This is a genomic window from Paenibacillus aceti, assembly GCF_003614185.1.
GTDB lineage: Bacteria > Bacillota > Bacilli > Paenibacillales > Paenibacillaceae > Fontibacillus > Fontibacillus aceti.
Genome location: NZ_KZ987724.1, coordinates 375,677 through 390,873, shown reverse-complemented (window position 1 = coordinate 390,873; position 15,197 = coordinate 375,677). Strand labels below are relative to the sequence as shown.

Here is a 15,197-nt window from a genome sequence, read left to right as displayed (position 1 = left end):
AGGGAGGGAGGACCCTAGATGAACTGGATCACTCTGAAGCCGGACAATGACCTGGACTGGAAAAGAGTACAAAGCGATCTTATGGCTTTCATTCGCAAATATGGCGGCAAGCGTGCCTACAGTAATATATATCAAAAGCTGCTGAAGCTGAATCATCGGGATTTAAGCAAGGCGGGCACTTCATTTGAACTGGTCACCGTTCAGACCGAGGATGGGCCAAGGATCGCCGCTTGCTCCGGTGTAACAGGCTATGGCCAGGGCATGTGCATCATAGTGGTCCACCCGCTATACCGCGGTCTCGGTCTGGGTACGACATTGCTCAGGCATCAGCTCGCTGCCCATGGTTCGCTAACCTGCAGGATTGCACTGGGAGACCTCCATAGCCTGCGGATGGGGTTTCGGGCCGGGCTATGTGGTAGACGCCTGATTAAATTCCGTGACGGCAAGCTCGGACTGCTGCTGCAAGACTCCTGGCAGGGCTTAGCTTCAACCGCCGGCAAGCAGCATTCTGCCGCCGCCAACCTCGCTCAAAGAAGGTGAATATGCAAGTGCCACAACCCGTACTTGGAATTTTGACATTATATTTGAACAATAAGCGACAGCTGGAGGAACGGCACATCTATCAGAGAATGATTGTCGAAGGACAGAAGCTCGGACTTGATGTGTTCGTATTTACTCCCATGGATATCGATCATAAGCGAAAACTGGTTCATGCGATGATCTATGATCCCAAACAGCGGAAATGGTCTCGCAAATGGAGGAGCTTCCCGCATATGATCTTTGACCGCTGCCGAATTCAGCGCAGCATCCGCTTCGAGCAGTTGAAAGCATTCCGCGCCCGCTATAAAAATCTGAATTTCCTGAATCGCCCGCTTCGCGATAAATGGACGGTCTATCAAACCTTGCTGCGCAAATCCCGCTTCCGGCCTTATCTGCCTGAGACAACGCTATTCCATAACGCCGGAAACATCTATTCCCTGTTAAAAAGTTATCCGACCGTCTATGTCAAACCGATCAACGGCACCGGCGGCAGGGGAATTCTGAAGATCGAGAGGGTCGGCAAGGATCACTTCTATATTCAGGGGCGAAGACTGAATCGCAAGATCATCCCGGCTCAGAAGGTTCATAAATCGCGGCTCGTTCCTTTTCTGGTCGGCTGGCGGGGCGGTAAGCGCTTCGTCGCGCAGCGAGGAATCCAAATCGAATTGCCTAGCGGCCGGGTTCATGATTACCGCATGCTCGTGCAGAAGAATGGCCAGGGAGTGTGGGAGGTAACCGGCTGCGCCGGACGGGTCGGCCCCCCGCGCAGCATCACCTCCAACCTGCATGGCGGAGGGCAGGCGGTGCCGATGAATACACTGCTTAAGCAGATTTCGTCCAATGAAGAGAAGCGACTTGAAATTCGCCGGACTGCGGAGAAGCTAAGCATCGATACCGCCACGTATCTTGAAGATACGTATGATGCGCTTTGCGAGCTGGCGCTGGATTTGGCCATTGATCGGAACGGCAAAATATTCATTCTCGAGGTCAATCCCAAGCCCGCACGTGAGGTATTCATCCAATCCGGAGATCCGGAGGCCTATCATCGCTCCATCATCAGACCGCTGGAATACGCATTATGGATGTATAAACATAAAGTCGCCCCTTCTTAACGAGGAGCGACTTTCTTTCGGGGAAATAGATCTTTCCCGGAGTGAGGCAGCCGGGTGAAATGTTCTTCCGATCACAAAGGCGAACACTACCGCTTCTTTCAGAATCATTTCACCCTCTTGCCTAGTCCTTTATTCAGCTTCATCATATAGCTTCAGCAGTTCCTTGAAATCCGCAATCAATACATCCGCTCCGTCCAGTTCTTGTCCATTGCCAAATCCGGCGTAGGCGCAACCCACGACAGTCTGACCATTCTTCTTGCCAGCCTCAACGTCAGATGAGCGGTCCCCGACCATCCATGCGTTATGTATCTTATGCTGATCCAGCAGCAGCTTCACCAGATCGACCTTAGAGGCGGTCTCATACTCGCCAGCGCTATAAACCGCTTCAAATAGCGGAAAGATCTGATGTGCTCTGGCCACACCCTTGACATAATGCTCCAGTCCATTACTGGCCACAAACAGCCTTACCCCTCGTCTGTTCAGCTCGGTTAATGTTTCCAACACACCCGGATACAGCTTCGAATGATGCTGCTTCAGATCCTCCAGCTGCAGCTCGAGCAGCAATTCATTGGCCCGCTGACGGGCCGCCTCGCTGGCATCGGGGATGATCTTCCGCCATATGTCGTCTAGCAGCATGCCCAGGCAGCTAAGCACCGCTTGCTCTGGCGGAGTCTCTCCCATATACAGCTTCTCTTCCCGTAGACGCTCGAAGGTCCGGTGATAGGCCGGCAGCAGCAGCGTCTCCGTCATAAATAGGGTCCCATCCATGTCGAAGATCATGGCCTCAGGCTTCGTCAGCTTGTTCTGTGTTCTCTCCATTTGGCACATTCCTCTCTATCTAATCATTCATAGCCCCATCATATGTGAATGAACATCTGATTGCAAACCACGGAACTCACATTTTCCACACAGAAAACACATATTTTCATATTAAAATATCGTGAGAAATTGACTGCTACCTGGGGATGACTTCCAATGTTCAAACGAAGCTTCAAGCAAGGCGACCTTCTGCTGATCGCCGGCGTCCTGACCGTTGCCCTGATCCTCATCGGAATCCGCTGGATGAATGGGAGCCCCGAGGGGGCTGACCAGATATCCGGAGGATACTACGCCACGATTAAAGTCGACAATGAGATATTCCGAACGGTTCAGCTGACTTGGGAACCCCAATATATTGAAGTGCGAAAAGAGCGAGGATATGACCTGCTTAAAGTTCATGAACGGAGATCGATGCAGAGGTCTATTAATTCTATGAAATGGAGAGAAGGTCGAAATGAACAAGAAAAGCTTAATCGCTGGCGTACTGATCATCTTAGTCCTGCTGGGCATGGGAGCTACGATCTGGATGCTGGATATCACCAAGGAGGTTCCTCCAGTCGCGGCAACGCCCGTGGTTCTGAGCAATGAGCCGGATCTGGACTGGCAGCAAAACGGGAAGAACAATGAATATGTCACTTACTTGCTGGAAGGCAGTCTGAGAGTGAAGGCGGCTGCGGGAACGGTACTGTCGGATGCCAATTGTGAAGCTGACGAGCAAGGCATCAGCCGCTGTCACAATGAGATTGCATTGTCAGATACTCAGAAAATCACCGTCGTCAACGTGCATAATATGAATAATTATGCTTGTCTCGCTCCCGGCGATACTGTCAATATCGAGCCGTATGCCGAAGGCTGGCTTAAGGTGACCAAAACCGGGGATGGCCAGTGAATGTTGCATAACTGAGAAGAGCCCTCCTGGGATACGGGAGAGGCTCTCTTTTTCCAATCTGATATTGTATAATAAGTCACTCGTGCTTCAGAAATGTGCCCTCCCGCAGATCGCGGAAGGCTTCGACGATCTCTCGATCACTATTCATCACGAACGGGCCGTGGACGACGATTTGCTCACGCACCGGCTCTCCTGCATACAAGACGAAGCGCAGCGGCTCCGTCGCGGTGATCTCGATCTCGCTCAGCTCGCCATCGTTGCCCCGCTCCAGCCACATCATCTGGCCTTGATGAGCCTCCTTCTTATTGCTGCCAAATACGCCTGAGCCTTTGATGATATAGATAAAGCCGTTGTAGCTTCCCGGTAAGTCCTGACTCACGGTCGCTCCAGGTTCCATATTCACCTCGACCATAGTGACTGGAACATGATTCAGTGTCTTCGATACGACGCCTTGCGAAGAGCCGGAGAAGACCCGGATCGATGCCCCTTCCTCCTGACGTACCGGCATCTCTTCGCCCTTCAGGTTCTGATAGCGCGGCGCAGTCATCTTCTTATCACGGGGCAGATTGACCCATAGCTGCAGCGAATGAGCGGTTACTCCTTCAGAGGGCTGTTCATTATGCATTACGCCGCTCCCGGCTGTCATCCACTGCACATCACCCGGCCCGAGCACACCTCCGTCTCCGCTCTGACTATCATAATGCTCAATCGAGCCGTCGATGACGAAGGTAACGGTCTCCAATCCACGGTGTGGATGGACATCGAAGGCTCCCCGCTGGAACTTATCCTCCATCATAATCAGGAAGGGGTCATTCTTCTCCCACTTTCCCATCTCAAGCACGGGTCCTGCCGAATGAATCGGACTTACCGTATCCAGTTCCACAGTTCTGACTTCAGCAATTTCACGTTGGAATACAGAATTCGTCGCCATTAAAAGTAACCTCCCCTTATTTAGTTTACTGGTAAACTGATAATCGTACGTGCCAGTTAGCCAGCGAACTCACAGCCGACTCGCTCATAAGTGCTATTAGGCAACTATATTGATGCTTTGCGCCTCCGTCCGCGGATTTAACTGCTTCCAGCGTGACACTATTGTTCCTCCAACACCGGGGCATCGACCTTCTTACGCAGGCTATGTCTGTGAATCCGGGTCATCAGGTCCAGAAAGGTCTTGCGCTCTGCCTCATCCAACACTTCAAACATCGAGGCCTGAAAATCCGATTGAACGGGCAGCACTTGGTCCATCAGGGCTCTCCCTTTGGCAGTCAGTGAGATATATTTCACCTTCCATTGCTGCTCCCGGACAATAAGCTGCTCCTTCTCCAACCGGGCCAGCATATGCGAGACGCCCCCGCGGCTGATCGTAAGATGCTCCGCCAGCTCCAGCTGAGGCACCGGCTGATAGATCATCACTTGGGCGAGCATATCGAACTGGGCGGCAGTGATTCCGAAATGCTGCAGCAGCTCGTTAGAGAGCTGATTGCTTCGCTGATAGAATCGAGCCAGCCGCAGCCAGATCAGCAAGCCTGTCTTGTTGTCATCTGTAAATCCGCGCTTATTCATCTTCGTCACCACCTGTATACGATTGCTCATTCATGATTAGAAGTATGCTCCCCATCAGTTTACTAGTAAACCGATAAAGAAGCAAGGCCTGATATCTACCTGCTCCCACCTTTTACGGTCACCCCTCACTCAGCCCCATCTAGTATCATTCCAGCGCTGCCAAGGCTTATCGTCTGCCAGAACGATGGATGAATGAGTAAATAATGCCGACGATCCCGGCTGCCGCCATCATCATTAAGCAATATTTTCCCATGGATCTAAAGATCTGGAGAATAGACATGTCACGGGACACATTGGCTGAGATTATCATACAGGCCAGGCCCATGGCAATCATCACAGCTGCTATCAACCATTCCGCCCGCCTCATGCCATTCCCCCCTCTTCCTCACGCTGAAACCTGATCTCGAAGCTCGTTCCTTCCCCAAGCTTGCTGCGAACGAATATTTCCCCGCCCTGCAGCTCCACCAGCTTCTTGGCGATGGAAAGTCCTAGCCCGGTGCCTCCATACTGCCTGGAACGGGATTTCTCTACTCTATAGAATCGATCAAAAACATAGGGCAGCTCCTCTTCAGCAATACCTATGCCGGTGTCCTGCACGATCACATAGACAAAGCGATCTGTCTGATCCAAAGTAATGCTAATGCCACCTTGCTCTGTATAACGGACACTGTTCTCCAGCAAATTGATGATCACCTGTTCGATCCGCAGCCCATCTCCATATATCCAGGCTGAGCCCCGATTCAAGGAAGCAGTCAGGGTTAGGCCCTTATCCCGCGCCTTTAAATCGACCTTCTGGACCGCATTATCAATCACCTCGGCCAGATCAACCCATTCCAGTGAAAGACTGACCTTGCCCTCCTCCATCTTCGACAGCTCGAATAGATCGTCCACCAGATGCTGAAGCCGCTTGGCCTCCTGATGGAGTACATCCAGGTATTGATCCCGCTCCTCCTCCGTGCTGTACAGCCCCTCCTTAATGACCTTGGAGTATCCTTCCAGATAGGTAATCGGTGTGCGTAGCTCATGAGAAATATTAGCGAAGAATTCCTGTCTTGTGTCCCTATACTGCTGCAGTTCCTCCGCTAAATTGTTAATCGCCGCGGCCAGAGAGCCAATCTCATCATTGCGCGGTATTTCCAGTCTGGTCTCTAATTCGCCGACGGCAATCTTGCGAGTCGCCTGCTGCATTTGGACGAGCGGCTTCGATAGCAAGTGGGCAATGATCCAGGTAATTCCCAGCGCAAGCAGAAAGGCGCCGACTCCCGATAAGACGAGCAGTTTGCGCATCGCTACGATAGAATCATCCATATGCTTCGACGAGGACAGCACATAGAGCGCTGATTGGATCTGATTGTCCTCCGTCCGCTGATCGATAATCGGCTTGGCAGTAATGATATACCGATTGCCACTCGCAGCTTCATATTTCAGCCGCACGGTCTGGCCAGAGAAGATCGCCGATACATCCGTCTGTTCTATAAAAGAGGCCCCGGCCAGTTCATCCGCGCCGGAATAAGCCTGCACCTGCCCTTGTTCATTCACATAGAAAATACTGACATTCGAGAAATCAGCAAACTTGAGCAGCATTTGTTCTGTCGGCGCATCCGGGGACTCCGCCATCATGGCAAAATGCGTCGCTAATTCATCCACCTCAATGCTCATCTCAGTATTATAGAAGTTTGTAAACATGCGATCGATCGTAAACCCCAAGGTACTCAGCACAATGATAAAGACGGCGATAATGACTAGCCCTAACTTCATGCCTAATTTATTTCTTATCATGGACTGCTCCGGCTGCATTGAATTTATAGCCTACTCCCCATACAGTCTGAATAGGACTATAGGATAGTCCTGCCTTCTGCAGCTTCTCGCGGATATTCTTCACATGGGTATCGACCGAGCGGTAATCTCCGTCATAATCATAGCCCCAGATCAGATTGACCAGATCCTCGCGGCTGTATGCCCGATGCTGATTCCCGGCCAGGGCGATAATCAAATCGAACTCCTTCGGAGTGAACTCCACTAACTGATTATGGATATAGACCTCACGAGCATCCGGCAAAATTCGAAAATCAGGAAAATCCATTACCTGCTCTTGTTGTGCGGAAGATTGGGTAATGACCGAGCGGCGAATTAACGAGAAGACTCTGGCGATCAGCTCCTCCGGCTCAAATGGCTTCGTTAAATAGTCATCCGCGCCGATCCCCAGGCCATACACTTTATCCTTCGTCTCGGAGCGGGCTGTAAGCATCAATATCGCAACATTATCCTGCTTGCGAATCTCTTTGCAGACCTGCCAGCCGTCCATATCCGGCATCATCACATCTAGCACCACGAGATCAATAGTATGCTTCTCTATCATGGAGAGAGCTTCGTGGCCACTGGATGCCTCCTTGACCTCAAAGCCCTCCTTCGTCAAATAAATCCGCAATAAATTACGCATATTCCATTCATCGTCAACGACTAATACTTGTAATTTGGACATCAGCCTCACCATCCCTTACGCCTAGCTATTCCTATTATAGTATAGCGCTATTCATCTGTGTTCGGATGGCTTCGAGCTTCGAATCGGATGAATACTCTCTTATCTGGCACTCCGGGACAGATGGTCAACCTCTCTCCGCAATTGTTCATTCTGCGCTCTCAGCTCTCGTAACTGCTGCTGTACTCCCTGATCCATTGCATTCACAGCGTGACCATAATCATGCCCGTGCCCATCGCCATGTCCATGTGAGCCCTTCATACCGAACATCATGAAGATCATCATTAATGGACAGATCAATAAGATTAACCAGGACCATTCCATGTTGCAGAACCTCTCTTCTACCTTTGATTAGAATCCCATCATTCCGCCGGACTGCATCCCATTATCCGAGCGCATCATGCCTTGCCCGTCCCAGCCTGAGTTATTCTGTCCCGAGTTGCCGTGGCAATTCTGATACATTTGCTCTAACTGCCGATCGGATAGATCGGGATGGACCTGTCTCATATGAGGAAGCAGGTCACGGAAGGTTGACCCCCAGCTCTGACCGCCTCCTGCCGCATACGCCGCCGTTCCAATCCCGAGTGTTAATACAACAACACCTAAACCTATCACTATTTTTGACTTCATCGTCATCTCCACCTCCACTTCAAATTGTAATGCGCATTTATGTGGAATTTGTGTGGATCGAGCTACAAGTAGCGGCTGTCAAATTATCGCCACAGTTTATCCTGAACTTTCCTGTAAAAAAATGCACGCAATTGTGTTAAAATTTTGAATTCCAATCGTAATCTGATTGTAATTAAACACGTTCCACAAGGTTTTATAATGACAATACAGCAACTGTGACAGCTACTTGAGAGGATGAGTCGTAAGTGAGGCAAAACAGAGTAAGATGTACAAATTCACAGCAAATATTAAGGTTATTATTATATAAGCAGGATCCCAAGCAGCATCTGTTAATGATTGAGCATATTATGGCGAAGCGGTTTGGGGGATCTGAATGATGTCTAAGCCGCTAGAAGCTGGAAAAGGCCGCTATATCGCCGGGCTGGACGGACTACGCGCCCTGGCTATCATCGCAGTAATCGCATATCATTTGGATATTACCCGGATCTCGGGGGGATTCCTCGGCGTCGATATTTTCTTCGTCCTATCGGGGTATCTGGTCACGAATCTACTCATCGGACGACGCAAGCTCAGGCATAAGCTTGACTTATCCGGCTTCTGGCTGCGGCGCTTCCGAAGACTGTTTCCCGCTCTCATCTGTATGTTAATGGTTCTCGTCGCTTGGACGACGCTGTTCGACCGCAGCCTGCTGCAATCCCTGCGCGGCGATGTGGGTTCCGCGATGGTCTACGCGAATAACTGGCGGCTTATCTTCCATCAAGTCTCCTACTTCGAGCAGTATAGTACACCGACACCTTTGATTCATCTCTGGTCCTTGTCAGTGGAAGGACAATTCTACATACTATGGCCATTATTATTGTCTCTGGGCTTGCGCTTCACACCCAAACGGATTCAGATGGTCACGATCACTCTGTTACTGGCTTTAGCTTCGATGCTGGCCATGGCTCTGTTATATCAATCGGGCAGCGATCCGAGCCGAGTATATTATGGCACCGATACACGTGTCTTTGCCTTGCTCATTGGAGCGACACTGGCTCTTATTATGCCGAGCACTGGAGTGATCACGAATCCTACGCTGCGCACCCGGCAAGCCATTGAATGGATCGGCTGGCTTGGCCTAGCTATCATAGTCACCTTACTGCTGCAGATCAGCGAGTTCGATGACTTCCTCTATCGCGGCGGGTTCGCACTGGCGGCTGTAGCCACGGCGATGGTCATTATCGCGCTCGTTCATCCGTTCACTTGGATCAGCAAGCTGTTCAGCCTCAGACCCTTGCGCTGGATCGGCATGCGCTCCTATGGCATTTATCTATGGCATTATCCGATTATCGTACTGACCAAGCCAGCGGTGAACACAGGCGCCTACAATTGGAAGCTGGCCGTGATGCAGGTCGTTGCTAGTGTTATTCTTGCAGCCTTGTCGTATAAATATGTCGAGGAACCGATTCGCCGCGGACAGCTTGCTTCTGCTCTCAAGCGGCTGCTGAAATATCCTCGGTCCCTGCGACAGCTATCTGTAAAAGGTTGGGCTATTAGCACTTTCTCTGCAACGATTGTAATTCTGTTCGTATCTGGGATGCTGCTGCATGTACCAGCTACCGCCTCCATAGCAGAGGAAGTGGTCTCCGAGCCCGCCTTGGCTCAGTCTGAGAATCATGAGGAAGAGAAGCTACCGATTTCTCCTGCTGCCAAGCAGCAGACTAGCACCTCTGAGTCCTCTTCTGCTTCGGATGGACAGTCGGCGGAGCAGGAAGATGAAGCGGCGGGCGCAGACAGCTCGAAGCCGGCGAAGAAAACGGAGACAGCGAAGGCCGGGGCGGAATCCGGAAATAAGTCTACATCTACTAAACAAGAGGCTCCTGCAGCCGAGTCCAAGACCGATCAGAAGGCTCCTACTACCAAGACGGTCAGAGCATCCAAGTCCGACTGGAGTCAGGTTACAGCTCTTGGAGACTCCGTCATGCTGGATGGTAAGCCTTATCTGGAGGAATTGCTGCCCGGCATCAAGGTCGATGCCGAAATAGGACGGCAGATGTCCGCGGGCTCCAAGCTATTGTCGCAGCTGCAGCGACGGCACAAGCTGGGCAGCACCGTCATGGTCGGCTTGGGCACGAACGGGGCATTCAACAAGAAACAGTTGGAGAAATGTCTGGGCTCGCTAGAGAATGTCGATCATATCGTTCTAATCAATACCCGCGTCCCTCGCAAGTGGGAGGGACAGGTCAATAAGCTGCTGGCCGAGCTCGCTAGAAAGCTGCCTGGCAGCACATTGATCGACTGGTACAGTGCCAGCGAGAACCATGATGAATATTTCGCCAAGGACGGTGTGCATCTGACCAAGGCCGGTTCCGAGGCTTATGCTCAGCTCATTGCTGGTACGTTAAGTTCTATGAGCAAATAGGAGCCTGGCCATTGAACAAAGCAAAGAGGCAGCTAGAACAGAAATGTTCTTGGCTGCCTCTTTGCCTATGGCTTTTGTATAGCGCCTCTACTATAAACTGATTTACTCCCCAAATGCTTCGGAGATTGGATTTTTCACCATCTTCTCTTGGCTCAGTTTACCGTTACCATCCAGTACATAATATTGATAGAAGCTGCTGCTGAAAGATAAAGACTGCATAATGTGTCCGTTAAATGCATCTGCGGATTTGATGTTCAGCTGATCTTCCGTCCAATAGTAATGGAGCACCAGACGCTGCTGATTATAAGGATGCTTGATAACATAAGCACCGGATTGATCCTTGATACCCATCATCTTCTGCCATGGGAAATTAATCGCTGAAGCTTGCTTAATGATCCCTGGTTTCAACGCTTGTACGAACGGATTGTTAGCGGCCCGTCCGAGCACGATTACATTACTCTTGGCCAATTCGGTCTCCAGCTTGCTCTTTACGTCCTTACGATCCTTGAGTATAGTCGGCTCAGCGCCCAGCATTTGCAGGTATACTGTCAGCTGTGTAGCCAGCTCTTCCTGCTGCTTCATCGCTTCCTTGGAGCCCTGATCACTTAACACAATCGCGAGCGGCTCGCCCTGAAGCGCCTTGTCGATGAGCCGGCTCATCGTCTCGGAGGGAGCTACCGTATTATCCTGGAATATTCCATGATAGATATTCTTGAACTGCTCTCTCATATAAGCGTCCTTCTCTTCGTCGCTCATTCCGTATTCCGGCTTAAGGGTATAGCCCGGTTCACGCAGATTCTTCGCAAGCGAAGCTCTGGCCTCGTCCCCTGCCTGCTCTCCGACCACCTGCAATAACCCGTCGATGGTAGCATTTTTATATACGAATTCCTGAAAATAGGCCTGCATCGCCTGATCGAACTTCTCTTCTCCAAGCATGCGATAGAGTTCATAGATCACTTGGCGCCCTTTCTTGTAATAGACGGCATCCCATAAGTCCTTAACGGTATCGTTAGGAGAATCAATCGCAATATCCATGCTGCCTTCATCCAGCTGTACCGCCTTGAAGCCATTCGATTTATCCTCGGAATGCTCGAAGAAATACGTCATGGAGAAATCAGCAAAGGCTTCATCCAAGAAGGACTCCGTCTCCGAATCATTGCCGATCAGCGCATGGAACCATTGATGGGCGATCTCATGAATGAAGGTGCTGTCGCTCCCAGCGCTTCGATTCTCCTCCAGTAATCCCAGCTGAATGACCCGGGAGAACTCCACAGCCACTCCCTTGACATAGGACTCCACAATTCTAAATTCAGGGTACGGGTATTTTCCATATTTTTCACTGAAGAATTCAATCGCTTTAAAGGCCTGATCGATATATTGATCGATTTGCTGCTTCTTGCCTGATCTATCGTCAAAATAATAAAACTCTACTGTTAAACCATCCCGGGTAACGCTCTCCAACTTCAGGTTCGGACTGGCAAAGAAGACGAATTCACGGGTATTATCGGCTGTCGTTGTCACCGTCTTGCGCCCTGATTCCGCCGGCTGTTCGGTCAATTTACCTGGCATGGACACCGTATAATTGTCCGGAACGTTCAATGTCACCTGATAATCTGAGGACTCATAGTAGTCCGATTCAAAGGTCGTGCTGTACGGCTTCGTATCCCAGACGTGTTGGTTAGCATCATAGACAGACAGCACCGGGAACCAATGCGCTCCGTTTATAATGTCCTTATAATAGGACAGGCGCTGTGAGCCATAAGGAAGCTTCACCTCAAATTGGAGCTGCAGGGTGATCGATTGGCCCGGTTCCAGTGCTTGGTCCAGCTTAACCGTCAGAGCCTGGCTCTGATTGTTAAATGAAGCGGATTTCCCGGAAATATGCACTTCCTTAACATCAATACCTCCCAAGAAATCCTGCGCTGTCCGCTCCGGACTCTCTTGTTTGATTTGTTCGTTCGTCTTTTTGAACATTTCCGGCTGTGTATCTTCAGAACGATTCGCATCTGCATACGTATGGAATACGATTTCCTTCAATGGATCATTCGAACGGTTTTTATATATAACGGTCTCTTGCCCTTGGAGTATCATCTTTTTCTCATCAAGGCTGGCCTTGATTTCATATTTCAGCGGACTATGGCTGACTTGATTTGTGGCTGCGGCCGAATTATTCTGCTGCTGGTTCAGCTGCCCAGTTCCTGAGGCTGCCGACGCTACCGCCGCCCCATCATACAGAACAGGTGCCATCGTCATCGTGAAGACGAGCCCCCCGGCCACCAGTTGCTTCCATAGTCTATGCTTGTTATACCTGCTGAAATTGGATTGCTTGTACATTTTATGTCTCCCCTATCATGCTGATTCATTGGACATTCATGGGAACATCCCTCAATCTACCCTTCTGATTCTAGAGTAAAAAGGTTAATTTACAAGAGGGCGTAGTTTAAGTTTTGTTTAATTTTCCTGTTAAATTCATGTTGTTGCCTGCGCAAACCCTCTACGAAATGTAATCTTCATCACTTTACTGGAACTATTTAGGGGATATAATACTATCTAAATTACATGATAGGTTGGGGATGTTCATGGCTTATTTCTCCAAGCGGGAGGCACAGCAAATTCTTGCGAATGAAATTCACGTAGAATCTCTATTGCAGAGGTATCCAGAGTACAAGGATGAAGTGCTGAAAGAACTCGCTTTACTGAAGAGCAATCAAGAAGGCAAACTAGTCGATGCGATTATCGCAAAGTATACGTCCAATGCCAAGCTGGCCAGCACCAAAATACATAAGAGTGGTATGAATGAAAAAACGATAGAAACCTTTTTGCCGGTGATTATAAAATCGCGATTTGCCATTTATCTACTGGAACAAGTTGCGATTGCCGCTGCTGCAGAAAATACGGCCAAGCCGTTGAAGCTTAACCTCTGGGATGGAGCCATCCTGCAGAGGCTGCTATTCCAGCAGGATTTGCAGCGGAAGCCGGTATCCTTAAGAGCTTTCAAGCTGTGGTGGAGGTTGGTGAGACATAAGAACAGGCTAATGCCGCTCGTGAATCAGAAAGGGATCTATTGCTTCTACTCCAAGCCGTTGATTCAGGAGCTGTCGAGCCTGATTGGCGGAAGGAAGTGCCTTGAAATTGCCGCCGGAGACGGTACATTAAGCAAATTTCTGAATGAGAGCCGGGTTGATGGCAACTGTATAGCTACTGACGATTATAGCTGGCAGCATTATATCTCTTATCCGGATTTCGTAGAAAAAGCGGACGCCAAAACAGCCCTGCGAAAATACTCGCCCGAGGTCGTAATCTGCTCTTGGCCCGTCGCCAAAAATACATATGAGAAACATGTCTTCAAGACAAGCTCCGTTCAGCTATACATCGTCATTGGAACGAAGAACCCGGCAGTTACCGGGGATTTCGAAGCCTATCAAAATGCGGACAATGAGGAGTTCACGATGGAATATAACGAGCGACTCTCGTCACTTATCCTGCCTCCATCCGAGGATCATGCCGTATATATTTTTAGGAGGAAGGGGGATGGCCGATAGTTGGCTGGTGACCGATAGTTGCAGAAATACACCTATTCCCAGGAAAATAGCCCGAAATTTGAAAATAGCTGCAAAAATACAACTATTCCTTGATCTAAGCCCCCGTTTACCGGAAAACCATCCGAATAATTGTATAAAAGCAGCTATTTTCTCAATACAGGCCGTAAAGGACGAATATAATTGCATATAAGCACTAAATCGGTCGCTCTGGCGCCCCTCATTTCACCTGCAGTCTGTATATGATCTCGTTATTCTGATTAGTCTCGTTCTCACTCGTGAACAGCATACTCCTATACAGATTCTGAGCTTTAATATTTTCCGGTTCAACGGTTAATGAAATAACTTCACACTTGGGATGCCGCTCAATGATGAAGTCGATCATGGCTCCCACGGCTTGCTTCCCGTAGCCCCTACCTTGATAGAACTTATCAATTTGAAAGCCGCCAATCCAATAATTATCTGTACTGTCTGGAGTATAGCTTAAATAGAAAAATCCGATGATTTCTCCTTCCAGCTCTAATACATAGGGATCGAGCGCTTCATCCCATGGCTTAAGATAGGCATAGGCGATTCCCTCCATTACCGAAGGGACAAACTGTCGCTGTTGATCCTCCAGAGTTATTTTAACGGCTTCTTCCCAGTTGCTACGTGTAAGCGGTCTCACATTAAAATCTCTTATCGATGCCTCCTTCTCATACTTGTCTACGCTGTTCAGATAATCATTAATTGTCATTGGTTTAGAGTTCATCGTTATATCTCCCTAATTCCTGAAGTCTTAATAATATATTTGATATATGTCCCTTTTGAATCACATGAATAAATAACCCCTCATTAAACCTGTCTCCGCGTATATAACTAGTCATTAATTGTCTAAGGGTATCCAGATCTGCATTCCTGATATGCTCTTGAATATTGTTATCTATATCCCTGAATACCTCATTGTCATTAATCCAGCTAGTCCAGTCAAAAACTACTAGAAATCCTGTATCATCCAGATCTCGGCGAAATTTGCTTACTTCTTCACTTTCAAGGATATATCCATTGACCTCAGTGAACAAAACACGGTTCGGATCCTGAAAATATTCAAGATAACCAACTAGCTTATTAATTTCTTCAATCGTGACAACTCTATGATTTGGCATGGTCTCCTCCTATTTAAGGGGGGCTTAAATTAATTTCCTTGTTGCAACCTCAGACGTACTGACGCATTTATTGTTGATAT

General features: G+C 49.2%; 17 protein-coding genes. 5 read left to right on the top strand and 12 right to left on the bottom strand.

What is annotated here, in order from left to right; all coding sequences use genetic code 11:
• Positions 1 to 18 precede the first annotated feature (18 nt).
• Together BFJ94_RS01780 and BFJ94_RS01775 are read left to right on the top strand one after the other, a co-directional pair.
• Entirely contained in the window at positions 19 to 540 is a 522-nt protein-coding gene (locus BFJ94_RS01780) for a GNAT family N-acetyltransferase (RefSeq protein ID WP_120460637.1), read from the top strand.
• 8 nt (positions 541 to 548) lie between these two features.
• On the top strand, positions 549 to 1,652 hold the full coding sequence (locus BFJ94_RS01775) for a YheC/YheD family endospore coat-associated protein (protein ID WP_120465047.1): 1,104 nt from the start codon (positions 549 to 551) through the stop codon (positions 1,650 to 1,652).
• 129 nt (positions 1,653 to 1,781) lie between these two features.
• Here BFJ94_RS01775 and BFJ94_RS01770 read toward each other — a convergent pair whose 3' ends face one another.
• Entirely contained in the window at positions 1,782 to 2,471 is a 690-nt protein-coding gene (locus BFJ94_RS01770) for an HAD family hydrolase (protein ID WP_120460635.1), read from the bottom strand.
• A 111-nt stretch (positions 2,472 to 2,582) separates the two neighbouring features.
• Positions 2,583 to 2,870, bottom strand: coding sequence for a hypothetical protein (locus tag BFJ94_RS01765; protein ID WP_162944121.1), 288 nt, complete (start codon positions 2,868 to 2,870; stop codon positions 2,583 to 2,585).
• A gap of 55 nt (positions 2,871 to 2,925) precedes the next feature.
• On the opposite strand from BFJ94_RS01765, the gene BFJ94_RS01760 reads away from it, so the two are divergent.
• On the top strand, positions 2,926 to 3,360 hold the full coding sequence (locus BFJ94_RS01760) for a hypothetical protein (protein ID WP_120460631.1): 435 nt from the start codon (positions 2,926 to 2,928) through the stop codon (positions 3,358 to 3,360).
• A 76-nt stretch (positions 3,361 to 3,436) separates the two neighbouring features.
• On the opposite strand, the gene BFJ94_RS01755 is transcribed toward BFJ94_RS01760, so the two are convergent.
• The 7 genes from BFJ94_RS01755 to BFJ94_RS01725 all read right to left on the bottom strand — a co-directional run bounded on the left by BFJ94_RS01755 (position 3,437) and on the right by BFJ94_RS01725 (position 8,032).
• Complete coding sequence (locus BFJ94_RS01755; RefSeq protein WP_120460629.1) at positions 3,437 to 4,291, bottom strand: pirin family protein; 855 nt, start codon at positions 4,289 to 4,291, stop codon at positions 3,437 to 3,439.
• Between the two features lie 158 nt (positions 4,292 to 4,449).
• The gene (locus tag BFJ94_RS01750) at positions 4,450 to 4,923 is read right to left on the bottom strand and encodes a MarR family winged helix-turn-helix transcriptional regulator (RefSeq protein ID WP_120460627.1); all 474 of its coding nucleotides are present in this window, start codon (positions 4,921 to 4,923) and stop codon (positions 4,450 to 4,452) included.
• Positions 4,924 to 5,089: 166 nt separating this feature from the next.
• Positions 5,090 to 5,290, bottom strand: coding sequence for a hypothetical protein (locus tag BFJ94_RS01745; protein ID WP_120460625.1), 201 nt, complete (start codon positions 5,288 to 5,290; stop codon positions 5,090 to 5,092).
• Entirely contained in the window at positions 5,287 to 6,702 is a 1,416-nt protein-coding gene (locus tag BFJ94_RS01740; protein WP_120465046.1) for a sensor histidine kinase, read from the bottom strand. The genes BFJ94_RS01745 and BFJ94_RS01740 overlap by 4 nt, the downstream gene beginning before the upstream one ends.
• Entirely contained in the window at positions 6,689 to 7,405 is a 717-nt protein-coding gene (locus BFJ94_RS01735) for a response regulator transcription factor (RefSeq protein ID WP_120460623.1), read from the bottom strand. Before BFJ94_RS01735 ends, BFJ94_RS01740 begins: the two co-directional genes overlap by 14 nt.
• Positions 7,406 to 7,504: 99 nt before the next feature.
• Entirely contained in the window at positions 7,505 to 7,726 is a 222-nt protein-coding gene (locus BFJ94_RS01730) for a DUF2933 domain-containing protein (protein ID WP_120460621.1), read from the bottom strand.
• A gap of 27 nt (positions 7,727 to 7,753) precedes the next feature.
• Positions 7,754 to 8,032 carry a hypothetical protein gene (locus BFJ94_RS01725; RefSeq protein WP_120465045.1) on the bottom strand — a complete coding sequence of 93 codons (279 nt, stop codon included), beginning with the start codon at positions 8,030 to 8,032 and terminating at the stop codon, positions 7,754 to 7,756.
• Between the two features lie 373 nt (positions 8,033 to 8,405).
• On the opposite strand from BFJ94_RS01725, the gene BFJ94_RS01720 reads away from it, so the two are divergent.
• On the top strand, positions 8,406 to 10,433 hold the full coding sequence (locus BFJ94_RS01720) for an acyltransferase family protein (RefSeq protein ID WP_120460619.1): 2,028 nt from the start codon (positions 8,406 to 8,408) through the stop codon (positions 10,431 to 10,433).
• 102 nt (positions 10,434 to 10,535) lie between these two features.
• Here BFJ94_RS01720 and BFJ94_RS01715 read toward each other — a convergent pair whose 3' ends face one another.
• Entirely contained in the window at positions 10,536 to 12,767 is a 2,232-nt protein-coding gene (locus BFJ94_RS01715; protein WP_120460617.1) for a M1 family metallopeptidase, read from the bottom strand.
• A 245-nt stretch (positions 12,768 to 13,012) separates the two neighbouring features.
• Here BFJ94_RS01715 and BFJ94_RS01710 point away from each other — a divergent pair, with 245 nt between their 5' ends.
• Entirely contained in the window at positions 13,013 to 13,975 is a 963-nt protein-coding gene (locus BFJ94_RS01710; protein ID WP_120465044.1) for an SAM-dependent methyltransferase, read from the top strand.
• A 217-nt stretch (positions 13,976 to 14,192) separates the two neighbouring features.
• Here the strand turns inward: BFJ94_RS01710 and BFJ94_RS01700 are convergent, their stop codons facing one another.
• Positions 14,193 to 14,723 (bottom strand): GNAT family N-acetyltransferase, encoded by a 531-nt coding sequence (locus tag BFJ94_RS01700; protein WP_229716865.1) that lies wholly within the window; start codon positions 14,721 to 14,723, stop codon positions 14,193 to 14,195.
• Complete coding sequence (locus tag BFJ94_RS01695; RefSeq protein ID WP_120460613.1) at positions 14,713 to 15,117, bottom strand: DUF6508 domain-containing protein; 405 nt, start codon at positions 15,115 to 15,117, stop codon at positions 14,713 to 14,715. The genes BFJ94_RS01700 and BFJ94_RS01695 overlap by 11 nt, the downstream gene beginning before the upstream one ends.
• Positions 15,118 to 15,197 lie beyond the last annotated feature (80 nt).